19 protein-coding genes and 1 riboswitch are annotated in these 22,688 nt (G+C 58.2%); of the genes, 10 read left to right on the forward strand and 9 right to left on the reverse strand.

Annotated elements, in window-relative coordinates; all coding sequences use genetic code 11:
- The 4 genes from IC231_RS02690 to IC231_RS02705 all read left to right on the forward strand — a co-directional run bounded on the left by IC231_RS02690 (position 1) and on the right by IC231_RS02705 (position 5,448).
- Positions 1-1,146 carry an endonuclease/exonuclease/phosphatase family protein gene (locus tag IC231_RS02690; protein ID WP_190783065.1) on the forward strand — a complete coding sequence of 382 codons (1,146 nt, stop codon included), beginning with the start codon at positions 1-3 and terminating at the stop codon, positions 1,144-1,146.
- Positions 1,147-1,318: 172 nt separating this feature from the next.
- Positions 1,319-2,866, forward strand: a complete 1,548-nt coding sequence (cysS, locus tag IC231_RS02695) for a cysteine--tRNA ligase (RefSeq protein WP_190783066.1) — start codon at positions 1,319-1,321, stop codon at positions 2,864-2,866.
- A gap of 138 nt (positions 2,867-3,004) precedes the next feature.
- Complete coding sequence (locus IC231_RS02700; RefSeq protein WP_190783067.1) at positions 3,005-4,027, forward strand: M28 family peptidase; 1,023 nt, start codon at positions 3,005-3,007, stop codon at positions 4,025-4,027.
- Between the two features lie 95 nt (positions 4,028-4,122).
- Entirely contained in the window at positions 4,123-5,448 is a 1,326-nt protein-coding gene (locus IC231_RS02705; RefSeq protein ID WP_190783068.1) for an alpha/beta fold hydrolase, read from the forward strand.
- 14 nt (positions 5,449-5,462) lie between these two features.
- Here the strand turns inward: IC231_RS02705 and IC231_RS02710 are convergent, their stop codons facing one another.
- Both IC231_RS02710 and IC231_RS02715 read right to left on the reverse strand, forming a co-directional pair.
- Positions 5,463-5,987 (reverse strand): GNAT family N-acetyltransferase, encoded by a 525-nt coding sequence (locus IC231_RS02710; RefSeq protein ID WP_190783069.1) that lies wholly within the window; start codon positions 5,985-5,987, stop codon positions 5,463-5,465.
- Positions 5,988-5,998: 11 nt separating this feature from the next.
- The gene (locus IC231_RS02715) at positions 5,999-6,904 is read right to left on the reverse strand and encodes a S66 peptidase family protein (protein WP_190783070.1); all 906 of its coding nucleotides are present in this window, start codon (positions 6,902-6,904) and stop codon (positions 5,999-6,001) included.
- Between the two features lie 100 nt (positions 6,905-7,004).
- Here IC231_RS02715 and IC231_RS02720 point away from each other — a divergent pair, with 100 nt between their 5' ends.
- Positions 7,005-8,231 (forward strand): alpha/beta hydrolase, encoded by a 1,227-nt coding sequence (locus tag IC231_RS02720; RefSeq protein ID WP_190783071.1) that lies wholly within the window; start codon positions 7,005-7,007, stop codon positions 8,229-8,231.
- Positions 8,232-8,335: 104 nt separating this feature from the next.
- On the opposite strand, the gene IC231_RS02725 is transcribed toward IC231_RS02720, so the two are convergent.
- From IC231_RS02725 to IC231_RS02740, 4 genes are all read right to left on the reverse strand, one after another.
- Complete coding sequence (locus tag IC231_RS02725) at positions 8,336-8,866, reverse strand: hypothetical protein (RefSeq protein WP_190783072.1); 531 nt, start codon at positions 8,864-8,866, stop codon at positions 8,336-8,338.
- Complete coding sequence (locus tag IC231_RS02730; protein ID WP_190783073.1) at positions 8,856-9,890, reverse strand: homoserine O-acetyltransferase family protein; 1,035 nt, start codon at positions 9,888-9,890, stop codon at positions 8,856-8,858. The genes IC231_RS02725 and IC231_RS02730 overlap by 11 nt, the downstream gene beginning before the upstream one ends.
- A gap of 244 nt (positions 9,891-10,134) precedes the next feature.
- Positions 10,135-11,523, reverse strand: coding sequence for an O-acetylhomoserine aminocarboxypropyltransferase/cysteine synthase family protein (locus IC231_RS02735; protein WP_190783074.1), 1,389 nt, complete (start codon positions 11,521-11,523; stop codon positions 10,135-10,137).
- Between the two features lie 384 nt (positions 11,524-11,907).
- A riboswitch (SAM riboswitch) is annotated at positions 11,908-12,020 on the reverse strand.
- A 350-nt stretch (positions 12,021-12,370) separates the two neighbouring features.
- Positions 12,371-12,658 (reverse strand): LysM peptidoglycan-binding domain-containing protein, encoded by a 288-nt coding sequence (locus IC231_RS02740; protein ID WP_190783075.1) that lies wholly within the window; start codon positions 12,656-12,658, stop codon positions 12,371-12,373.
- 248 nt (positions 12,659-12,906) lie between these two features.
- Here IC231_RS02740 and IC231_RS02745 point away from each other — a divergent pair, with 248 nt between their 5' ends.
- Positions 12,907-13,323, forward strand: a complete 417-nt coding sequence (locus tag IC231_RS02745; RefSeq protein WP_190783076.1) for a lipocalin family protein — start codon at positions 12,907-12,909, stop codon at positions 13,321-13,323.
- An 89-nt stretch (positions 13,324-13,412) separates the two neighbouring features.
- Here IC231_RS02745 and IC231_RS02750 read toward each other — a convergent pair whose 3' ends face one another.
- Complete coding sequence (locus tag IC231_RS02750; RefSeq protein WP_190783077.1) at positions 13,413-14,504, reverse strand: lysylphosphatidylglycerol synthase transmembrane domain-containing protein; 1,092 nt, start codon at positions 14,502-14,504, stop codon at positions 13,413-13,415.
- 323 nt (positions 14,505-14,827) lie between these two features.
- Between IC231_RS02750 and dxs the strand changes: the two genes are divergently transcribed.
- The 4 genes from dxs to IC231_RS02770 all read left to right on the forward strand — a co-directional run bounded on the left by dxs (position 14,828) and on the right by IC231_RS02770 (position 20,465).
- Positions 14,828-16,771, forward strand: coding sequence for a 1-deoxy-D-xylulose-5-phosphate synthase (gene dxs, locus IC231_RS02755; protein ID WP_190783078.1), 1,944 nt, complete (start codon positions 14,828-14,830; stop codon positions 16,769-16,771).
- 204 nt (positions 16,772-16,975) lie between these two features.
- On the forward strand, positions 16,976-17,524 hold the full coding sequence (locus tag IC231_RS02760; RefSeq protein ID WP_190783079.1) for a YceI family protein: 549 nt from the start codon (positions 16,976-16,978) through the stop codon (positions 17,522-17,524).
- Positions 17,525-18,043: 519 nt separating this feature from the next.
- A complete protein-coding gene (locus IC231_RS02765; protein ID WP_190783080.1) occupies positions 18,044-19,525 on the forward strand; it encodes a T9SS type A sorting domain-containing protein in 1,482 nt (493 codons plus the stop codon).
- Positions 19,526-19,712: 187 nt separating this feature from the next.
- Positions 19,713-20,465, forward strand: a complete 753-nt coding sequence (locus tag IC231_RS02770; protein WP_211538823.1) for an alpha/beta fold hydrolase — start codon at positions 19,713-19,715, stop codon at positions 20,463-20,465.
- A gap of 28 nt (positions 20,466-20,493) precedes the next feature.
- On the opposite strand, the gene IC231_RS02775 is transcribed toward IC231_RS02770, so the two are convergent.
- Complete coding sequence (locus IC231_RS02775; protein ID WP_190783082.1) at positions 20,494-21,609, reverse strand: TonB family protein; 1,116 nt, start codon at positions 21,607-21,609, stop codon at positions 20,494-20,496.
- A gap of 23 nt (positions 21,610-21,632) precedes the next feature.
- Positions 21,633-22,631 (reverse strand): aspartate-semialdehyde dehydrogenase, encoded by a 999-nt coding sequence (locus tag IC231_RS02780; RefSeq protein ID WP_190783083.1) that lies wholly within the window; start codon positions 22,629-22,631, stop codon positions 21,633-21,635.
- Positions 22,632-22,688 lie beyond the last annotated feature (57 nt).

Consider the following 22,688-nt stretch of genomic DNA (forward strand, 5'->3'; position numbering starts at 1 on the left):
GTGCGTCGTTCGTTTGCTTTCACCTGCACCTTACTTATTATTGGCTGGCTCCTGATTGCCATTGCCTGCGTGCAGGTGCCTGCCTATACCTTCTGGCCGGCTGCGTTTGGGGCTCTCACGCTGCCCGTGGCGCTTGGCCTGAACCTGCTGGCCGTGTTCTACTGGCTGCTGCGCAACTGGCGGGTGGCAGCGCTGCCGCTGCTGGTGGCGGTGCTGACGTGGCCGCACTTCCAGCGCGGGCTGGCCGTGCATCCGTTGCGCATTGCGCCGCTGCCTTCCGCCGCGGCCGACAGCGCCACCGGGCCGCGCGTGCGGGTGCTCAGCTCCAACGTGCGCATCTTCAACGTATATCCGCAGCTACGCGACAAGGAATTGGCATCCTCCAAAAAGATGATTCAGTGGCTCGCCGACAGCCCGGCCGAAGTGCTTTGCCTGCAGGAATTCTACAACGAGCCGCGCACCTCTACCAGCAAAGAGAAGAACGTGTTCAACTCCGTGGAGCGCATCGGGGAGCAGAGCGGGCGGCAAAGCTTCCTCTCCCGGACACTCACCAACGGCGCCGGGTCCGAATTCGGCATGGCCATCTTCTCGCGCTATCCTATTGTGCACCGGGGCACCGTGAGTTTCGGCAAGCTCACCCAGAACCACGCCATGTGGGCCGACCTGCATCTGCCCACCGGCGATACTATCCGGGTGTTCAACTTCCATCTGCAGAGCATGAGCATGGATGAGCAGGACATCGTGGACAGCTACTCCAGCAAGTCGGGGCTGAAGAAGAAGGGCCTGGGTCTGATGCGCCGCTTCAAGCGCGGGATGGTGGCGCGCAGCTGGCAGATGGATACCCTTATCCGCCGCTTCGAGGCCAGCCCGTACCCGCTGCTACTCTGCGCCGACCTCAACGACCTGCCCTACAGCTATAGCTACGACCAGCTCGCCGACCGTTTCCAGAACGCCTGGGCCAGTGTCGGCAATGGCGTCGGCAGCACCTACAACGGCCGCCTGCCTTTTGTGCGCATCGACAATCAGTTTGCCGGGCCTCAGTGGCAGGTAGACGACTTCTGGGTGCACTACGAAATTCCCTACTCCGACCACTTTCCCACTCTGGCCACGTATCGGCTGATCCGAAAGGCAAAAGCCGGTAAGTAAAGCGCCTTCGGGCTTTCTAGGCGGCGATGACGGGGCGTTGGACCCGCTAATGACGGTAGATGCTACGTTGCCAAGCGGGCGCGACACGAACCGAAACACCCTGGCGGGTGAAGCTACGTATCCTCACGGCCGGCTCCCATTCGTGATGCTTCTATTTGATACCTTTGCGGCCATGCAGCACCCACTTTCGCTTTACAATACGCTTACCCGCCGCAAAGCTCCCTTCGAACCCCTGCACGCACCTTTCGTAGGCGTTTATCTCTGCGGACCGACTGTGTACAGCGAGGCTCATGTAGGCAATGCCCGCGGCCCGGTAGTGTTCGATGTGCTGACGCGCTACCTGCGCTACCTCGGCTATACCGTCCGCTACGTGCGCAACATCACCGATGTCGGCCACCTCGAAGGGGATGCCGATGAGGGGGAGGACAAAATCAGCAAACGCGCCAAGGCGCAGAAACTGGAGCCCATGCAGGTGGCCGAGCAATTTGCCAACCTCTACCAGGGCCATATGGAAGCTCTGGGCTGCCTGCCGCCCGATATCACGCCCCGGGCCAGCGGTCATATCATCGAGCAGATTGAGATGATTCAGCAGATCATCAGCAACGGCTTTGGTTACGAGGCCAATGGGTCGGTGTATTTTGATGTGCCGGCCTACAATGCCGCCGGGCGCGGCTACGGCAAGCTCTCTAACCGCGTGGTAGAAGAGCTGCTGGCCGGCTCCCGCGACAACCTGGCCGGGCAGGACGAAAAGCGCAGCCCGCTGGATTTTGCCCTCTGGAAAAAAGCCGATGAGCGCCACCTCATGCGCTGGAACTCGCCATGGAGCGACGGGTTTCCGGGCTGGCATCTGGAGTGCTCGGCCATGAGCCGCAAGTACCTGGGTGCCGAGTTCGACATTCATGGCGGCGGCCTCGACCTCATGTTTCCGCACCACGAGTGCGAAATAGCCCAAAGCCAAGCGTGCGACCACCCCACCAACGAGGCGCAGGTGTGGATGCACAACAACATGATAACGGTGAACGGGGCCAAGATGAGCAAGTCGCTCGGCAACTTTATTACCATTAGTCAGCTGTTCGACGGCACCAATACCACGCTGGCGCAGGCATACTCGCCCATGACGGCCCGCTTCTTCCTGTTGCAGGCGCACTACCGTAGCACCGTAGACATCACCGATGAAGGCCTGCAGGCGGCCCGCAAAGGCTACCGCAAGCTGATGAACGGCCTGCGCCTGCTCGATAAGCTGCGCGAAGCCAGTCTCTCTTCGGAAGTAATAAAAGCGCGCACGGTGGCTCCGGTGGCCGAAGGCAAGGCTCCTGATACCATGGCCGGTGACGACGAACTGCGCAAGCTGGTAGCCGACTGCTTTGTGGGCCTGAACGACGACTTGAACACGGCCCGCGCCATTGCCAGCCTGTTCAATCTGCTGCGCAAGCTCAACGGTTTCCAGGCCAACCCCGCCACGCTGGCTACCGTGAGTGCCGCCGCTGTGCAGGATGCTACCGAGGCTTACCGGGCGCTGGTGCAGGATGTGCTGGGCCTCGTGGATGAGCCCCGCGCCAGCGCCGAAGACCTGCTCAGCCTCACGCTGGAGTTCTACCAGGAAGCCAAAGCCACCAAAGCCTACGACAAAGTAGACCAGATTCGGGCGGCCCTCAAGGCGCAGGGTATCGTGGTGAAGGATACCAAAGCCGGCATCGACTGGGCCTACAGCGAAGAGTAACCAGGTTGTAAAAGAACGTCACCAGAGCGTAGCATCTCGCCGGCTGACGTCAGGTTAGTAACTCAATATCAGTAGGCGAGATGCTTCGTTCTTACTCCAAGCGCAACATGCGCTGCATGACGTTCAGAACCTATCTACATGAAACTTTTCCGTCTCGCGCCTCTGGCCTTGGCCTCTCTGCTGGTGCTCACCGGCTGCCCCGACAAGAAAACCACCACCGAAACAGAAACGCCGGCCAAGCTACCGGTGGCGCCCGTTTTCAACCCCGATTCGGCGTACGCCTTCGTGGCAAAGCAGGTGGCATTTGGGCCGCGCGTGCCTAATACGGCCGCCCACGTCAAGACCGGTGACTGGATTATCAGCAGGTTCAAAGCTTACGGACTGACGGTGCGTGAGCAGCCGTTTGAGGCTATGGCGTTTGATGGCAAGATGCTGAAGTCGCGCAACATCATCGCGCAGTTCCAGCCCCAGGCTGCCCGCCGCGTCACCATTTTCGCGCATTGGGACACGCGCCCGTTTGCCGACAAGGATGAAAAGAACAAAAATGCGCCCCTGGACGGTGCTTCCGATGGCGCCAGCGGTGTAGGTATTGCGTTGGAAATGGCCCGGATTCTGGCCGCTCAGCCCGATAGCCTCACACCGGCCGTCGGCGTCGACTTCATCCTGTTCGACTCGGAGGACTATGGCTATGATTCGAGCACCCAGGGCGAGCTGAAAAACCGACTGGCTGGTCTGGAATCGTCGGGTGGCTCCAGCTGGTGCCTGGGCTCGCAGTATTGGTCCAAGAACATGCTGCCCGCCAACTACAAGCCCGAATATGGCATTCTGCTGGATATGGTAGGTGCGAAAAACGGCAAATTCAGCCGTGAGGACCTCTCGCGCCAGAGTGCCCGCGACGTAGTAGACAAGGTTTGGAACATTGCCGCCCAGATTGGCTACTCCGATTACTTTCTGTTCCAGGATTCGCCGGGCATCACCGATGACCACGTCTTCACGAACCAGGCTGGTGTGCGCACCATCGATATCATCGACCATCTGCCCGTCGGCGACGACTACTTTCCCGCCTACCACCACACCACCCAAGACAACATGAGCGTCATCGACAAACGCACGCTGAAGGCAGTAGGCCAAACGGTGCTCCAGACGATTTACGGCGAGTAGAATCCGGTTGCAAGCAAAGAAAAGCCTCGGCTGCGTGAAGTGCCGGGGCTTTTTTTTAATACAGTTACTATTCACCTCTCTATCCTTTTTTACGCGTGATTTCGAAGAAAATATGCCTGGCTGTAGTGTGCCTGATTCTGCCCCTGGCCGCTCTGGCGCAGCCTGCGCCGCGGATTGCCGTGGTAGATGGGTTTCTGCAAAAAGTGAGCGTGCGCCCGTATGCCGGCCTGCCCTACCGCGTGTCGGCCCGCATCAAAGTAGCATCAGACACTTCCGGCAAAGCTGACGCGTGGTTAGCGGCCTCGGTGATGAAAACGCGTCGCCGCAGTGGTTCCTTCTCGTATCTGCCGCAAAAGGCCGTTGCCAACGAATGGCGCACCTATACCATCACGGGTACTCTCGATAAGGAAGCGGATTCACTGACCATTTTCGCGGGCTACTACCTGAATGGGCGCTTCGGGTTCGATGATTTTCGGCTGGAAGTAGCCCGCGGGCGGGGCCAGTGGGAGCCAGTGCCGCTCCGCAACAGCAGTTTTGAGGAAGCTGCTCCTATTTCCGGAGTGGGGCTGCCAGCGGGCTGGCAACACAACTGGCCCGTGGTGGGCTTCACCCGGCAGCTGGCCACGGACAGCACCGGCAACCGGTTTCTACAGATAGACGGGCACGACATTGTGCGCTATGGCCACAATCTGCGGGCGGGCCGCTACGCTACCGTGAATGGCGCCCGGTTGTACTACGAAACCTATGGCGCGGGGGAGCCGCTTTTGCTGCTCCATGGCAACGGCGAATCCATCAGTAGCTTCCAGAGCCAGATTGGGGCATTGGCGCAGGAATATCAGGTAATTGCCGTGGACACGCGCGACCAGGGCCAGTCGGGCAGCACCAAAGGTCCGCTCACCTACGACCTGTTTGCCGACGACATGCACGCGCTGCTCGACACGCTCCGCATTCCGGCCGCGCACATCGTGGGCTGGAGCGACGGGGGCAATACTGGCCTGAGCATGGCTCTGCGCTATCCGCAGCAGGTGCGCACGCTCGTCACGATGGGCGCCAACCTGTATTCCGATACGACGGCAGTGGTGGCGTCTATGCTGCACCAGGTGCGGCAAGACCAGCTACTGCTCACGTTGTTGGGGCCATTTAAAAAGGAGTGGAACCTGGGCCATCGGCTGACTACCATGCTTCTGAAATACCCGCAGATGAAGCCCGACCAGCTTCGTGCCATTACGGCCCCGGTGCTGGTGCTGGCCGGCGAAAAGGACATCATCAAAGAAGCCCACACCCGCCTGATTGCTCAACATATTCCGCAGGGACAGGTGATTATCCTGCCTAACCTGACGCATTACGCGCCCCAGGAAAACGGCCCCCTTTTCAACGAAACTGTGCTGAACTTTCTGCGGCAGCAGCGGCCCCGCAACTAAGCTGCGGCTGTTGCTCAGCCTTCCAGCAGCTTGTAGTAGATGACCGTTGGCTCCAGTGCGCCGCTGCCCACGCGGGCGAAGCGCGGAATGGCCCCAACTGCTACGTAGCCCAGGCTTTGGTACAGAAGCTCGGATGGCTCGCCCTGCAGCGTGTCCAGTACCAAGGTGCTGCGCTGGTGCTGGCGGGCCTGCTCTTCGAGGGCCTGCATCAGTTGGCGGCCGAGACCCTGGCGGCGCGCCCGGGAGTGCACCAGCAGCTTCATGACTTCGGCGCGGTGGCGGCCGTTGGGCTTCTCTACCAGGTCGAGCTGTACGGAGCCCAGCACCTGCGTCTCATCGGTGGCCAGCAACAGAATGCGGTGGTCGGCCTGCACGGCGTCCAGCACCTGCTGCCAGAAATGCGTGGCTTCGGCAGCCGCCAGCGGCGGCAGAAACCCCACCGAGGCGCCGTTGTCCACGGAATCCTGCAGCAGCCCAACCAGCTCCGGCAAGAAAGGCAGCGCTTCGGGCAGTCCTACCCGTCGAATCGAAATAGCCATCGGAAGAAAAGTTAAAGGTACTCCAGCTGCGTGCCGTCCTGGCTTATCGTCAGGCGGGCTTTGCGGCCGCAGACAAGGGCCATATTCTGCGGTTCGTGGCCTACCGGGAAGCCATGCGCCACCGGAAAGCGGTATTTGTCGGCGTAGTGCTGAATGATTTCGTTGGGCGTTTGGCCGTAAGGCACGGTGTTGTCCTGCGGATTGGTGAAATGCCCTACTATAAGGCCTGCCAGGTCGCGCAGCTTATTGGTGCGGTCCAAGTGTACCATCATTCGGTCGATGGCATACAGGTACTCATCAATGTCCTCCAGAAACAGAATGCGCCCGGCCGTAGACACATCCGACTGCGTGCCGGTGAGTGTCTGGAGCAGACTAAGGTTGCCGCCCACCAGCTCGCCGGCCGCCATGCCCGGGCGGTTGAGCGGGTGCGCGGGCACTGCATAGAGTATATTTTCGCCAAACAGCGCCCGGCGCAGGGTTTCGAGTGAGTCTTCTCCTCCCGCCTGATTGAAGAGCAGCGGCATTACGCCATGGATGCTTTGGTAGCCCAGCCGTAGCAGATGGCAGTTGAGTGTCGTGATGTCGGAGAAGCCGGCTATCCATTTGGGGTTGTCGGCGAAGCGCGAGAAGTCAAGCTGGTCGATGATGCGGGTGGTGCCGTAGCCGCCCCGCGCACTCAGAATGGCCCGTATTTCCGGATTATCGAGCTGCTGCTGGAAGTCGCGGTGGCGCATGTCGTCCTCGCCGCCAAACTGGTGGTGGCGGATATTGGTACTGTCGCCGAGCACGACGCGTAGCCCCCAGCTTTCGAGCACGGCTACAGCAGCGCCCAGCTCTTCGTGCGAAGCGGAGCGGGCCGGGCAAACAATGGCCACCTGGTCGCCGGAGCGGAGCGGAACGGGAGCAATAGCAGACATAAGGAAAACCGGTACGGTAGAAGCCGTAAACTTACGGAACCCTGCCCCGCATTTCCACGTCCTGAGAAGGTGTAACTTCTTATAAAGCTAGCCGTCGGTCATGAAGAAACTCCTACTCGTGCTACTTGCCTGGCTGGGTCTGCAGGTGGCGGCTTCGGCCCAGATTGATACTACCCGGGGCCGCTACTACCAGCCCGTTTTCTCGAACGTAACGGTTACGAGCGGCGTGGTGTACGGCTCGGCCATCAACTTTCTGGGCACTGCGCAGCCGCTGGCCATGGACATTTACCAGCCCACTGGCGACACCGTGAGCCGCCGGCCGGTTATCATTTTTGCCCATCAGGGTGGCTTCGTGACGGGCAGCCGCACCGATGCGTACATGGTGGACGTATGCACCCGGTTTGCCCGCCTCGGCTACGTCACGGCCAGCATCGACTACCGGCTGCTGTTCTTTCCGTTCGATACCGTCAATATTGCCAAGGCTTCCATCCGGGGCATGCAGGACATGCGGGCCGCCGTGCGCTTTTTCCGGCAGGACGCAGCTACCACGCGTGTCTACCGGACAAACCCGCGCTACATTGTGGTAGGTGGCTCCTCGGCCGGCGGCTTTATTGCCCTGCAGGTCGGCTACCTGGACAAGGTTTCGGAAGTTCCGGGCTACGTGGGGCTTGCCAGCCTGGGCGGCATTGAGGGGCAGAGCGGCAACCCCGGCTACAGCAGCGCGGTGCTGGCTGTGCTCAACCTGAGCGGCGCCACCGAAAGCGTCAGCTACATCGAGCCCGGCAACCCGCCCCTGTGCAGCGTGCACGGCACAGCCGACAATGTGGTACCATACTTCAAAGGGCGCGTAGGCTCCTCGCTACCGCCCAAGTACGTGGTGGGAAGCGGCCTGCTTAACCCGCGTGCTACGGCTGTAGGAGTGCCCAACACCCTGCGTACGCTGCGCGGGGCCGGCCATATTCCTTTCGAAAGCACCAGTGCCAATGGCCTAGCGTACGCCGATACCACATTTCGGACTATCCGGGACTTTCTGCGCCCCTTGCTGCGGCAGCCAGGTACAGTCCTGAGCACCGCATCAGGAACCAGGTCAGTCGGCCAAGTAACCAGCGCGTACCCGGTGCCGGCTTCCAGCGAAATCCGGTTGGCGGTGCCGCCCGGGGTGGTTTTCCGGCCACAGGATGTAGAGCTGCTGGATGCTACGGGCCGGGTGGTGCGCCGCTTCCGCTGGCAGCAAGCCAACCAGCTGCTGCTGCGCGAAGAGCTGAAAGCCGGAACCTACCTGCTGCGCGGCGAACAACTACCCACTATCCGGCTGCTGTTCGAATAGTGGGGCCGCACGTTTTTAATAGGAAAGAAGCAGCGGCGCGAAATCCCAAAATCCGGGGTTTCGCGCCGCTGCTGGCCTTTGGTTGGGTAGAGTAGGAGCTGTAATTAAGCGGCAGAGGCCGCCAGCACTTGCTGCGTTGCGGCACTGACAGCTCGTAGCGGACCGGTGCGCAGCAAAAACACACCGTATTTCTGTAGTGTGGCGCGGTGCCGGATAAGGTGGGCCAGGGCCACATACCCTACCATGTACCCGTCTTCATCGGCTTCCTCCGAAATTTCGCTGAAATCAAGCAGGTCGATAATCCGCTCTTCCTCGGTGCGCAGGTAAATTTCCAGCTCCAGGTCGCACAGCAGGTCGGCATCAGGAAAGCCGACGAAGCCTGTGCTGAAATCGGATTCCGGTACCGCTGTTTCAGCGTTTAGCGCGGTATAGGAACCGACCATTTGAGGAAGTGACAGTTGCACTACTTGGCCGTTGGGTAAGCGCTGCAGGCTGCTCACCTGCCTAATATGCTTCCCCTGGCTGGCCGCAAAAGCCTTGTCAATAGCGGTGGCTTCCTCTGCAAAATGAAACAGATAGCCTGGCTGGGCCGAAGTGCCCGGCAGCCCGGCAAAGGGCACAAAGTCAGTGAACATAGGTCTGGACGTAGAATCGTTCGAGTAGATGCGTGATTTGCGCGGTTTCAAGCAGGAATCCGTCGTGGCCAAAAGGGGAATCCATTTCGGCGTACATAGCTCCCTGGATATAGCGCGCCAGCAACTGTTGCTCCGCTGGCGGAAACAGCACATCCGAGGTAATGCCAATCACCAGCGTCCGGGCCCGAATCCGCTCCAGCGCCGCCCGAATGCCGTTGCGGCCGCGCCCCACATGGTGCGAGTCCATCGTTCGGGAAAGCGCCACGTAGGAATAGGCATTGAAGCGCGCTACCAGCTTGTCGCCCTGGTAGCGCTGGTAGGAGCTGGCCCGGTAGTCGTCCAAGGCTTCGTCGTTGGGCTCGGTCTGGCTGCGCTGGTACGCATCGTAGCTGCGGTAGCTGAGCAGCGCCATGGCCCGGGCCGCCCGCAGGCCGGCCGCGCCACCACCGGGGGTAGCCGTGGCGTAGGTTGGGTCGGCGAGAATGGCCAGCCGCTGCGCTTCGTTGAAGGCTATGCCCCAGGCCGAATGCCGCGCATTGGTGGCCAGCAATATCAGGTTTTCAAACAGGGCCGGGCGTTGCACTGCCCATTCCACGGCCTGCTGGCCACCCAATGAGCCGCCAATCAGGGTATGGATCTGGTGGAGCGCCAAATGCTCCCGCAGCGCCTCGTGCACCGCCACCAGGTCGCGGACGGTGAGAAGCGGAAACGCCTGATAAGCTGCCAGACCAGTTGTTTCATCCACGGAAAGCGGCCCGGTGCTGCCGTAGCAGGAGCCCACCACATTGGCGCAGACAATAAACCAGTCGGCGGGGTCGAAATAGCAGCCTGCTCCGAACAGGCCGGGCCACCAGTCCGGCACGCTGGCGTTGGCGGTCAGGGCGTGGCATACCCACACTACGTTGTCGCGGGCCGGCTTAAGGCGGCCGTAGGTGTGATAGGCAATATCCACCTGCGGCAGCACAGCGCCACTTTCCAGCCGCAAAGCACGCGGCAGCCGGAAAAGGTGCGGTTCGTTACTCATAACTCATCAAAGGAAATTGAAACGGACACCCGTTCCGAAATGCAGCTGAAGCCGTGCTCCAGCACATAGTGTTACTATCATAGCCCGCAGGCTGAGCCAGCTGTTGCCAGCTCAGCCCCGGCTATGGGCGGGCAGGTAGCGCTGTTTCCCTCTCTCACAAAAAAAGCAGCGCCCTGCCCGCATACCGTATGGCTGGAGGTGAAGCCGGCCGCCCTCTCAAAACGGCCGGACTTTACCCCTCTCTCTAGACCTCCAGCGTAGCGGCATGTTCGGGTTGCGGCTCGGGCAGCAGCGTGCTGCCTGCAGCCTCAGATTGTTGGGGAGCGGCATGGCGCACGGCCTCGAACGCTTGCGCCAGATCGGCGCGAATATCTTCGAAGTGCTCAATGCCCACTGACAAACGCAGCAACGTTGGCGTAACGCCGGCGGCGCGCTGCTCGGCTTCTGAAAGCTGCTGGTGCGTAGTAGCCGAGGGCTGGATGATAAGCGTTTTTGCATCACCGACGTTGGCCAAGTGGCTCACCAGCTTCAGGTTGTCGATGAAGCGGGTCGCTGTATCCTTGCTGCCTCTGATGGCGAAGGTGAGTACGCCGCCCGCGCCGCGGGTCAGGTATTTCTGGGCCAGCCCGTAATAGGGGCTGCTCTTCAGACCTGGATAGTTCACGGCTTCCACCTGCGGATGCTGTTCCAGCCAGGTAGCCAGGCGCAGTGTGTTTTCCACGGTACGCTCCACGCGCAGGCTCAGCGTTTCGAGGCCCTGCAGCAGCAGAAAGGAATTGAACGGGCTCTGCGAAGGACCAAAGTCGCGCAGGCCCTCCACCCGGGCCCGGATGATGAAAGCAATGTTGCCGAACGGCCCGCCTTTGCCGAAAACGTCATTGAATACCAGCCCGTGGTATCCCTCGCTCGGCTCCGTAAACTGCGTAAACTTACCGTTGCCAAAGTCATAGGTGCCACCGTCCACAATCACGCCCCCGATGCTGGTACCGTGCCCGCCAATCCATTTGGTGGCCGATTCTACCACGATGTGCGCGCCGTGTTCCAAGGGTCGGAACAGGTAGCCGCCCGCTCCAAACGTGTTGTCGACGATGAGTGGGAGGTCGTGTTTCCTGGCAATGGCCGCAATCCGCTCGAAGTCCGGCACGCTGAAGCTGGGGTTGCCGATGGTTTCGAGGTAAAGCGCTTTGGTGTTCTCGTCAATCAGCGCCTCAAACCTTTCCGGCCGGTCGCCGTCAGCGAAACGCACCTCGATGCCCAGGCGCTTGAAGGCCACCTTAAATTGGTTGTAGGTGCCGCCATACAGGTGCGTAGTGCTGATGAAATTGTCGCCGGCCTGCAGTAGGTTGTTGAGGGCAATGAACTGCGCGGCCTGCCCTGATGCTACGGCTAATGCGGCTACACCTCCCTCCAGCGCCGCAATACGCTGCTCAAACACATCAGTCGTTGGGTTCATCAAACGGGTATAGATGTTGCCAAACTCCTTCAGAGCAAACAGATTGGCACCGTGCTCTGCATTCCTGAACACGTAGGAAGTAGTCTGGTGAATAGGCACGGCCCGCGAACCAGTTACGGGGTCGGGCTGCTGGCCGGCGTGGAGTTGAAGCGTCTCGAAATGAAGGGTTGGTGTAGACATGATAGTCTTTGAGTTTAGGAAAGAAGCAGGAGGAAGCGCGAAGCGAAAGGCGCTGAAAAGGCTACAGCAGCGTGTAGCGGGAGCGGCCAGCACAGCATCGGCTAGCAGAAAGCAGAACACATTGTGAGCTGCAGAAGCACTGGCGGCCGGCAAAGCCGAAACCGGGCAAAGTCAGAAGGGTAGGGAAGGCTAAAGGGCCGGCAATTCGGCTAGCAACAGCAACAACACGCGCCAAGACAGCGCTTTCGCATTCGCAGCACAGAAACACTGGCCGTAGCGGCGGTTACGGAAATGCGCAAACCCTGCGGCGAGGCGGCATGCAACAAGGCAACCGGGGCGGCAGGGTATGACAGAGCGAAAGTGAGGTTGTTTTCCATGGCACTCGAGTTATATGCCCCGCCAGCAAAAGCCGGTCGGGCAGGAATTGGCACCTTTCGCGCGGTCGAAGGTTGCCAGCGGGTCAGGGAGCCTGTTCTCTCGCCGCTTCTGTATAAATCCTATGAAAACTGCCCCGCCGCGAGCGGGGGAGTACCGAGTTGGTGTTGCAAAGGTATAGGCGCAAAATTGATATTCGCAATAGCTGTGCAAAATATTTCGCTCGCCGGCACTGTTCGGCGGCGCGCTCTATGGCGTGCCAGTAATTCGCTTTCAGCCAGAATAATATAAGCTGATGAATCGGTTGAGGCTACGTGGTAGCGGATGATGGGCCATTACTCTGTTTAAAAATACCGGCTGCCAAAGGCTCTGCTAGGTACATGTCGGATAATGAATTTCGGCCAGTTTGGGCATTAAAAAAGCCACTCGAACAAGAGTGGCTTTTTGTGATTTTTCCTGGATAAGGAGAATGCTATAGCTTAGGCATTGTAAGCACTTGGCCTACCTCAATGTGGTCGGGGTTTGAGCCGATGATGCTTTTGTTGGCATCGTAAATCTGGTGCCATTTGGCAGCATCACCATAGCGGTTCTTGGCAATTTTCGAGAGCGAATCGCCGCTTACTACGGTGTAGGTTTCGCCTTGCTCAGCATTCGCATTGGCATTGCCGAAAAAGTCGGTAGCACCTCCGGCAGCGGGCTTGTTGGCGGGCTCAACCGGCTTCTTTTCGCCTTCATTCGAAAGAAAATCAAACAGTCCCATAGTCGTGCGTTGGTTTTGGATGAGAGGGAGAAACGTTGACGAGAAACACAACGGTTGCTGGTCAGGGCTTTTTACGCCAAGGCCAGCAATAAGTTATGAAAGCAGAAAGTGCATATTCAGATTCCTGAGTATTGAACAACTTCCAGGTAGCTACCGTAAGAAGCCCAGCAAATGCCCTATTGCCAGCCATTGCCCTGGCCAGCATATTGTGGGCAAGGTATATCTCCCAACCAACCATCAAGAATCGTATGAAAACCCTCTCCCATCCGTTCCGCTACCTGGCCAGCCTGCTCGTGCTGGTTTCGCTCCTCACGGCTTCCTGCGGAAGCAAGGAAGGCAAAGTAGAAGGAGTAAACATGCTGTATGGCACTACCAGCAAAGTCTGGAAAACCGATAAGGAGCTGGATGCTACCGGCGACAAAGTAAAGCAGACCGACGCTCAGGAGGATGAGCGGATTACCTTCTTCGCCAATGGCCAGTACAACATGACTTCGCCAGCCGGAGCCGTGAATGGTAAATATGACTTCGATCAGGCCGGCAAGAAAATCACCATGACTCCCGATGGCGCTGCCCAAAGCAACACCTTCGACGTCGTGACGCTGACCGATGACAAGCTGACGCTGAAAAGCGGCGCCGGCGCCGAACTGCGCCTGGAAAAAGAATAACGCTGCTCTGCCAATAGGCTGCAAACAGGAAAAGCCCTTTCACATTGCGTGAAAGGGCTTTTCCTGTTTGCGACCTGCTACTCCATTCGCTAGGACGACATGATTTTATCCGCTTCCGGCTTACCGAAGATGCGCGTAATCCAGCGTGGAAGGAAGATGGCACCCAGCACGAGGTAGAGGTAATAGGTGACAATGCGGTAGAGCAATACCATGAAATTGGTCATGGTGGGAGTGCCGATGAACTTGCCGAAGAACGTGGGGAAAGCGCCTTCCGCAATGCCCGCGCCACCCGGCGTAATAGCAATCAGCAGAATAACCTTGTAAGTAAGATTCCGCCCAAAAATCAGCCAGAACTCCGGCCATGATACGTCAATAAACGCCGCAATCAGGCAGCCGATAACCAGGTAGCGCGCCGTCCAGACGAAAGCCGTGCTGAGGGAGGCCCGTAGCCAATAGGCCAGGCCATTGCCACGCAGCTGTACCGAGGCCAGAATCAGCTCGTTGCCGAGCTTATACGCTTTGCCACGCCACCGCCGCAGCCCCCGCATAGAAAATAGGCGAATCAGCAGCCGTTTCACAGACCGGGGATTGATGAAAATAGCATACAACATCAGGCCGGCATATACCGTCACGAATACGTAGCTCAGGATGAAGCCGATACGTAGCGTAGCAATCAGGCCGCCCTGCAGCGCTTCGTGCGGGTACAACGCGTCGCCCCCAATGAGTACCACCAGCGGCACGGCCAGCACGTAATACAGGTTGTCGAGCATGGCCGTAGCCATGATGTAGGCTACCGATTTGCCCAGCGGGATACCTTCTTTGTGCAGCAATACTGGCGCTACCGCCGTGCCGCCCACGGCCGAAGGCAGCACACACGACGAAAACTCCCAGAGCATAATCACGTCCAGCGAAGCCCGCCAGCTTAGTACTTCCTCCGTCAGGTACCGGATCCGGTACACGTAGCCGGCGTCGCGGGCCAGCAGCACCACCAGCATCAAGAGCAGCCACAAGGGCTTTGCATTGGCCAGAGGAGCCAGGTCGCCGGGCTTGTAGCTGCGCCAGAACATAAAGCCCACCACGCTCAACCCAATCAGAACCGGCAGAATGATGCGCGAAGGCCGGAGCCGGTCGAGTAGTTGCTGGTCCTGAGCTTGTTCGTCGACGGGGGCAGGCTGGAGCATGGGCGGGAGGCGGGTGAGGAGACAAAGGTACATTTTCTGGCAGGCCAGAACAGCGGGTACCAGATTGGTACAGCGGCTACATACGCCCGAAAACGGCGATACGGGTGCCGTAAATCCCAACAGTGCTTCGTCGTTGGATCCTGCTCAAACTGCCGTAAACGGCCCGAAAATGGCATATTATCGGGGCTGTGCCGTTCCAACCGACCGGAAGGAAAAATCGTACCTTTGCTCTAAGGCGCGCGCAGCTTCCCCAGATAGTCCTAACCTTTTGGGCTATTCATCTGTTGCCCCGCTACTTATTCCCACTTGCCTCCTTCCATTTTATGATCGTCGAACCCGGTGAATTGCTGGCAGCTATAAACTCACCTGCCGACCTGAAAAAGCTCAGCCCGGACCAACTGGTGCAGGTAAGTCAGGAGCTTCGTCAGTTCATTATCGATTCGGTTTCGATCTACGGAGGCCACTTTGGCGCCTCGCTGGGCGTAGTGGAACTGTCGGTGGCCCTGCATTATGTGTTCAACACGCCCTACGACCAGCTGGTGTGGGACGTGGGACACCAGGCCTACGGCCACAAAATCCTCACCGGCCGCCGCGACCGGTTCCCGACAAACCGCCGCTACCAGGGCATGTCGGGCTTTCCCAAGCGCAGCGAAAGTGAGTACGATGCCTTCGGGGTGGGCCACAGCAGCACCAGCATCGGGGCGGCGCTGGGCATGGCCGTGGCTTCCGACTACAAGAAAGAGTTCGACCGCCAGCATATTGCCGTAATCGGCGACGGGGCCATGACGGCCGGTATGGCTTTCGAGGCCCTCAACCACGCCGGCGTGGCCAACTCCAACCTGCTGGTTATCCTCAACGACAACTGCATGAGCATCGACCCCAATGTGGGCGCGCTCAAGGAATACCTCACCGACATCACCACCTCCCGCACTTACAATAAGGTGCGCGACGAGCTGTGGAACGTGCTCGGCAAGCTCAGCAAGTTCGGCCCCAACCCCCAGCAGATTGCCCGCAAAGTAGAGGCCGCCATGAAGGCCACCCTGCTCAAGCAAAGCAACCTGTTCGAGGCCCTGAACTTCCGCTACTTCGGCCCCGTGGACGGGCACGACGTGCAGCATCTGACCACCATCCTCACCGACCTCAAAAGCATTCCGGGCCCCAAAATCCTGCACTGCGTAACGGTGAAGGGCAAAGGCTACGCACTGGCCGAGAAGGACCAGACGCTGTGGCACGCGCCTGGTCTGTTTGATAAGGTAACCGGCGAAATCCACACCAAAACTTACGAGAAACCCCAGCCGCCCAAGTACCAGGACGTATTCGGGCACACCATCGTGGAGCTGGCCGAACAGAATGACAAAATCATGGGCGTGACGCCGGCTATGCCTTCGGGCTGCTCGCTGAACCTCATGATGAAGGCCATGCCCGACCGCGCCTTCGACGTGGGTATTGCCGAGCAGCACGCCGTGACCTTCTCGGCCGGCCTCGCCACGCAAGGCTTAGTGCCGTTCTGCAACATTTACTCCTCGTTCATGCAGCGTGCCTACGACCAGGTGCTGCACGACGTGGCCCTGCAGAAGCTGCACGTAGTATTCTGCCTCGATCGTGCCGGTTTCGCCGGTGCCGACGGCCCCACCCACCACGGCTGCTACGACTTGGCCTACATGCGCTGCATCCCGAACATGGTGGTTTCGGCCCCCATGAACGAGGAAGAGCTGCGCAACCTGATGTACACGGCCACCCTGCCCGAAAACGCCGGTCCGTTCAGCATCCGCTACCCGCGCGGCGAGGGCGTGATGCCGGAGTGGCGCAAGCCCCTGAAGAGAATTACGGTAGGCACGGGCCGTGTGGTGCGCGAGGGCGAAGGCGTGGCGGTGCTCAGCATCGGCCATATCGGCAACTACGCCGTGAAAGCTACCCAGCAGCTCGCCGCCGAAGGCCTCAACCCCGGTCACTACGACATGCGCTTCTGCAAGCCGCTGGATGAGGAAATGCTGCACCACATTGCCCGCCAGTACAAGGCTATTGTGACGGTGGAAGATGGCTGCCTGCCCGGCGGTTTCGGCGCGGCCGTGCTGGAGTTCCTCGCCGACCACGGCTACAGCCTGCCCGTCAAGCGCCTCGGCATTCCTGACCGCATCGTGGAGCACGGCACCCAGGACGAGCTGTACAAAGAGTGCGGCTTCGACGCGGCTGGTATTGCCGCCGCCCTGCGCGAAATGAGCGGTAAAGTAGCTGCTGCCGCTCCATTAGAAACGGTGCTGCTGTAAGCCGGTATATCCTATTGCCTGTATTTGTAAAGCCGGAGCAGTTGCTTCGGCTTTGCTGTTTCCGGGTTTTTATATTCAGGAGAAAAAATATTTATTGATGTATGTACATTAATTGAAATAATGTTGCTACATTTGTCATAGATTCAATCTTGTTACACACCCGCTGGTTTCAGCGTGTTTTCTTTCACCTACTCACTTACCATCATGGCTTCTACCACTTGGATTCTCGACCCCACGCACTCCGAAGTACAGTTCAAAGTGAAGCACTTGGTTATTTCCACGGTAACCGGCTCATTCAAGCAGTTTGAAGGCTCGGCCACTACCGACGGTGACTCTTTCGATAACGCCACCGTGCGGTTCTCGGCCAAAATCGACAGCATCGATACCAACCAAGCCCAGCGCGACGAGCATTTGAAAAGTGCTGATTTCTTCGACGTAGCCACGTACCCGGAGCTGACATTCGTTTCGACTTCGTTTGAGAAGCAAAGCGAAGGGGAGTACAAAATTACCGGCGACCTGACGCTGCACGGCGTTACTAAACCCGTAACGTTTGATGTGGAATACGGTGGGCAGGCCGGCGACTTTTATGGCAATCAGAAGGCAGGCTTTGAAGTAACCGGCAAAATCAACCGCAAGGATTTCGGCCTGACTTGGAATGGCGTGACGGAGGCTGGCTCTATTGTAGTGAGCGAAGACGTGAAACTGTCGGCGAGCCTGCAGTTCGTGAAGCAGGCTGAGCCAGTTGCTGTCTAAGTAGAGCTGACTTTAACTATGGAAAGTGGAGGTAACCAGAGATGGTTGCTTCCACTTTCTTGTGTTATTCAAATTGAGGCTATTCTCATTTTGGGTGCAACGAGGATAGGTACTGTGCAAGTTTACTAGCAGAAAATAGTGTGCTTGAATTGTACAAATTGAAATGCGCTGGAAATGTGTATGATATATGTGAAACAAATAATATGTTACAGTATCATTTAGGTGATAGTTAATGGTTGTTATTGTCTGAATTACAGAATTTTATGGTATAAAAAATATGCCAAGCGTTATTTGTGCGCTAGGAGGACGTATATTGCAGGGTAGTATTTGAGCAAAGAATGGCTGTTATCGGGAAGAAGGTACTTGGCTTCTCTTTCTACAATTCAAAGTCTACTTAGGCTCAGTGCTTGCGGAGAGGAGTCCTGTATTTTACAGTATGAAGTTGGCTTAAGTCGGCTGCTACCTATGGGTATAATTCCTATTCTGGCATGAATCACACTTCACTGTAACCAAGTGACTATGCAAACTGTGTACAAAAAACTTCTAAGTCTGATACTTCTGCTTGCCGGATTTTTTCCCTCCGTTTGGGCATGCTCAGGGCAGTTTTCTATTCTCTATCCGGGTAGCACAATTGCTCAGGATTACACGAATGGCAACGCTACAGGCAACGCTACCTACTGCCCGGATGGTACCGGCAATGCCACATTTACGCTGACGGAAGCTGGGAACACGGCTTCCGGAACGCTGGAAATAAGAAGTATTGCGACAAACTCGCTTATCAGAACCATATCCACACAGCCTGGCCAAAGCTATACATTCACGCTGCCGGTCGAATCTGCCGGGGCTACTCGGTTTCGGTTTTTTCACTCTATTAGTTGCTCAAACAACAAGCTGGCAACGATTGATGTGGATCTCACTCCCACGCTAAACCTCACTGCTGCCCTGCAGAGCGGTGCGCCCGTAACATCAACTGTATGCCCCGGCACTAGCGTAACCCTTACCGCTACGGGTGCTCCAGCTAACACTACCTACACTTTTCGGGATGCAGCGGGGGTTAGAATTGATGCCAACACAACGGGCACGCTGACAGTTGTGGCTAGAAACTCTACCTACTACACGGTTGAGACGAACATTCCTACCTGTGGTAGCGGCAACGTGACGCAAAGGATCAACATTGCCACCCCGGTTTCAATTTCCTCCAGCGACGCTGATAACTATATCACGTCGGGGCAGTCTGTAACGCTGACAGCGCAGGGTAGTACCAGTGGCCAATACGTATGGACAGAAACAGCTAATGGTATAACGACCACGCTTGGCGCCGCTGGCAACCAGATTATCGTGAATCCGACGACTCAGACCACGTATACGGCTGCCGCCGTCAATTCCGCCCTGACTTGTAATTCTGCCAATACCACTCTCTATATTGGCACTCCTAACCCATTACCGGTCGAGTTGATCAGCTTTACGGCGGAATGGCAAGCGGAACAGCCACGCATCCTCTGGGCTACTGCTTCAGAGCGAAACAATAGCCATTTTGTAGTAGAGCGAAGTCTCAATGGCACGACTTTCACTGCCATCAACAAGCAGTTGGGCCAAGGTACTACTTCGGCTCGCACCTACTACTCGTTTACCGACACTGAACTTGGTCGTAGCAAAGCTGGGGTTTTGTATTATCGGTTGGTGCAGCACGATGCCTCTGGTGAGACCTATACGTCTCCGGTGAAGGTGTTGAAAGGCACGGGCAAAGAAATCCGGGTGGAAGCTTATCCTAATCCGTTTCAGCAAGCAATTCGAGTAGTGGTAACGGCCCCTACGGCCGGACCGGCCACTTTTGAAATGCTGGACGGCACTGGCCGGCTAGTATTCCAAAAGAAACTGACGCTAGCGGGTGGCACCCAAGAAATAAGCCTGCCGGAGGTAGCGCGGCTGCCGCGGGGTCTCTATTTTCTGCGCGTGGTGCAGGCTACCAGCGAGCAGATTATTCAACTCAACCACAGATAAACGAAGTACATCGGCAGCATACCAACAACAGCCAGCCTACAATAGGCTGGCTGTTGTTGGTATTACTGGCTGAATTGGGAACGTCAGTTAGACCGGTGCCGCTAATTCGGACCACCAGCAGAATCATGTGGATGTGCGTACTTGGGGGCAAATCGGCGTAATGTGGCGCCCTCACTCTTGTTGCTTTATGTCCTCTCAGCCTACCATTCTGTTTCTCCACGGCTTTGCCGAATCCCGCGAAGTCTGGACCGAATTCACCCGCGACTTTCCCGACGGCTACCGCCTGCTCACGCTAAACCTGCCCGGCCACGGCACCAACGTGCATGACATAAGGGACTACTCGATGGAGGCGCAGGCGCGCTACGTAGCCGAGCAACTGCGCCAGAAAAACGTGGAGCGGGCCTTGCTGGTGTGCCATAGTATGGGCGGCTACGTGGCCCTGGCCTTCGCCGAGCGTTACCCCGAAATGGTGGCCGGCCTCGTGCTCTTCCACAGCACCGCCCTGCCCGATACCAGCGAAAAGAAGGCCAACCGCGACAAAAACATGGATTTCGTACGCCGCCACGGCGTCGAGAAGTTCATGGAATCGTTTATTCGGCCGTTGTTTGCGCCCGCTAACCGGGAGTGTATGCTGGAGCAGCGCGAGTTTCTGGAAGAAATTGGCAAGACTACACCCGAAGCCACTGTGCTGGGGGCGCTGGAAGCTATGAAAAACCGCCCCGACCGCACCAAAGTGCTGCGCGAGGCCCGGTTTCCGGTGTTGTTCATTGCGGGCAAAGACGATGTGGCGGTACCGGCTGAAAGCCTGCTGCCACAATTGGCCCTGCCGGCCCAAAGCCATGCCTTGCTCCTGAGCGACGTTGGGCACCTGGGCTACTTCGAGGAGCCGGAACTAACGCGCCGCGCCGTGGTGGATTTTGCGGAGGTGGTGTTTAAGTAATTAAGTCAGGGCAGCGTAACTATCCTACCTACTGCATACGATAAGTAACGGGCACTACGAAGAAGGCGCGCACCGGCTTGCCTTTTTCCAGGGCCGGAAATATGGGCGGCAGCAGGCCAACAACGCGTAGCGCCTCGCCATCCAGCTCCGGCGCAACGGACTGTAGCACCAACGGATTTTCGGCGCGGCCCTCCTCACTCACTTCAAAGAAGATTTTGACGGTGCCACTGGTCCGGCTGCGCAAAGCGGCCGGCGGATATTTCACGTTCCGACCGATAAAATTCGACAGCGTCTGCGGCCCTCCCTCGGCCGTGGGCGGCTCATCGGGAAACAGGCGCACGCGCGGATACAGGCTGACGGTGCCCGCGGCCGCATCAAATACCAGCGGAATCAGGTGGCCGCCACGCCGGGGCTGACCTTTCTTGAGAGCCGGAGCCCAGGTAGGCCCTTTGCCGAGCAGGTCCTCGGCGGCAGCCAGCAATTCTGGCTTCAGACGCTTGTGCTGCTCTTTCGTCATCGGGCCGGGCTGGGCCTTTACCGATGTAAATGCGCCTACCGAATCGACCTTGACAGCCACGAACACCACTCCGGAAAAGGCCGCCTGCCGGGCCGCCTCGGGGAAGGACGCGGTACGCAGATAGGCTTCCAGCGCCTCTTGGCCACCTACCGGGTGCGGGGCATGATCCTCCGTCACGGGGCGCGCGGCGGCAGGGGCAGCCACTGGTTCTGGTGCGGGCAGCTTGAATATAATAGGCAGCGTGTAGGAAACGGCCACGGCCTTACCCGCCTGCCTGCCCGGCAGGAAAGCAGGCAGCGCTGCTACGGCCCGCAGCGCCTCGGTATCTAGCAGCGGATTGATGCCACGCGCCAGCTTCACCTGCTGCACCTGCCCGGTAGAGGCTACCACGAAATTGACAAGCACCCGGCCTTCCACGCGTTTAGCTATGGCCTCGGCCGGGTATTGTACCGTCTGGCCCAGCGTGCGGAACAGTGCCTGCTGGCCACCGGGAAACTCCGGCATCTTCTCAACATAGCTGAATACTTTGTCTTCAATAACAGTCGGTGTCTGGGCCTGCAGAGAGCGGCCGGCAACAAGCAACAGGCTACTCAGCAGGAGCGGCCGGAAATAAGATGCTATAAACATGGGTAAGTGAGTAACATAAAGGTTTAGGCCGTCAACAGGCCCATCTTCAGCATAGCTTCGGCAATCTGCACGGCGTTGGTAGCGGCTCCCTTGCGCAGGTTGTCGGCTACTACCCACATGTTGAGGGTACGCGGCTGGGTTTCGTCGCGGCGGAGACGCCCGACGAGTACGGCGTCACGGCCATGAGCGTCTTTGGGCATCGGATACACGTTGTTCTTCACGTCGTCCACTACTTCCACACCTTCCGTCTGGCGCAGAATTTCGCGCACTTCGTCGAGGTCGAATTCCTGGGCAAATTCCACATTCACCGCCTCCGAGTGGCCACCCATGACCGGAATACGCACGGTAGTAGCCGTGACACGGATGGAGTCGTCGCCGAAGATTTTCTTGGTTTCCTTCACCATCTTCATTTCTTCCTTGGTGTAGCCGTTGTCCTCGAACACGTCGATGTGGGGCAGCACATTTAGGTCGATACGGTGCGGATAGGCGGGGTTGCTAGGCGTCTGGCCGGCACGCTCTGCCTGCAGCTGGTCTACGGCCTGCTTGCCGGTGCCCGTCACGCTCTGGTAGGTGCTCACAACAATGCGCTCCACTTTGTACCGCTCGTGCAGCTTGTTGAGGGCCACCACCATCTGAATGGTAGAGCAATTAGGATTGGCAATGATTTTATCGTTGGCGGTCAGCTCGTTAGCATTGATTTCGGGCACCACCAGCTTCTTGGTGGGGTCCATGCGCCAGGCCGAGGAGTTGTCGATGACTACGGTGCCTACCTCCGCGAAACGCGGCGCCTGCTCTTTGGAAATGGAGCCGCCGGCCGAGAAAATAGCCACGGCCGGGCGCGCCGCAATGGCGTCGTCCATGCTCACGACCTTGTATTTTTTGCCCTGAAACTCAATTTCCTGGCCTACCGATTTGGCGGACGCTACGGGTAATAGTTCGGTGACCGGGAAGTTGCGCTCGGCCAATACTTTCAGCATTTCGCCCCCGACCAAGCCGGTGGCACCTACTACGGCTACTTTCATGGAATTGCGTGTTTAGAAAGACAAAGTTCGGGAAAAGATGAGGGTTTGGTACGGAAT

Source organism: Hymenobacter duratus, assembly GCF_014698995.1.
GTDB lineage: Bacteria > Bacteroidota > Bacteroidia > Cytophagales > Hymenobacteraceae > Hymenobacter > Hymenobacter duratus.

Coding starts and splice junctions, on each gene's coding strand:
- cysS (WP_190783066.1), top strand. CDS start 1,319: ATGCAGCACCCACTTTCGCTTTACAATACGCTTACCCGCCGCAAAGCT.
- IC231_RS02700 (WP_190783067.1), top strand. CDS start 3,005: ATGAAACTTTTCCGTCTCGCGCCTCTGGCCTTGGCCTCTCTGCTGGTG.
- IC231_RS02710 (WP_190783069.1), bottom strand. CDS start 5,987: ATGGCTATTTCGATTCGACGGGTAGGACTGCCCGAAGCGCTGCCTTTC.
- IC231_RS02715 (WP_190783070.1), bottom strand. CDS start 6,904: ATGTCTGCTATTGCTCCCGTTCCGCTCCGCTCCGGCGACCAGGTGGCC.
- IC231_RS02720 (WP_190783071.1), top strand. CDS start 7,005: ATGAAGAAACTCCTACTCGTGCTACTTGCCTGGCTGGGTCTGCAGGTG.
- IC231_RS02725 (WP_190783072.1), bottom strand. CDS start 8,866: ATGTTCACTGACTTTGTGCCCTTTGCCGGGCTGCCGGGCACTTCGGCC.
- IC231_RS02730 (WP_190783073.1), bottom strand. CDS start 9,890: ATGAGTAACGAACCGCACCTTTTCCGGCTGCCGCGTGCTTTGCGGCTG.
- IC231_RS02735 (WP_190783074.1), bottom strand. CDS start 11,523: ATGTCTACACCAACCCTTCATTTCGAGACGCTTCAACTCCACGCCGGC.
- IC231_RS02740 (WP_190783075.1), bottom strand. CDS start 12,658: ATGGGACTGTTTGATTTTCTTTCGAATGAAGGCGAAAAGAAGCCGGTT.
- IC231_RS02745 (WP_190783076.1), top strand. CDS start 12,907: ATGAAAACCCTCTCCCATCCGTTCCGCTACCTGGCCAGCCTGCTCGTG.
- IC231_RS02750 (WP_190783077.1), bottom strand. CDS start 14,504: ATGCTCCAGCCTGCCCCCGTCGACGAACAAGCTCAGGACCAGCAACTA.
- dxs (WP_190783078.1), top strand. CDS start 14,828: ATGATCGTCGAACCCGGTGAATTGCTGGCAGCTATAAACTCACCTGCC.
- IC231_RS02760 (WP_190783079.1), top strand. CDS start 16,976: ATGGCTTCTACCACTTGGATTCTCGACCCCACGCACTCCGAAGTACAG.
- IC231_RS02765 (WP_190783080.1), top strand. CDS start 18,044: ATGCAAACTGTGTACAAAAAACTTCTAAGTCTGATACTTCTGCTTGCC.
- IC231_RS02770 (WP_211538823.1), top strand. CDS start 19,713: ATGTCCTCTCAGCCTACCATTCTGTTTCTCCACGGCTTTGCCGAATCC.
- IC231_RS02775 (WP_190783082.1), bottom strand. CDS start 21,609: ATGTTTATAGCATCTTATTTCCGGCCGCTCCTGCTGAGTAGCCTGTTG.
- IC231_RS02780 (WP_190783083.1), bottom strand. CDS start 22,631: ATGAAAGTAGCCGTAGTAGGTGCCACCGGCTTGGTCGGGGGCGAAATG.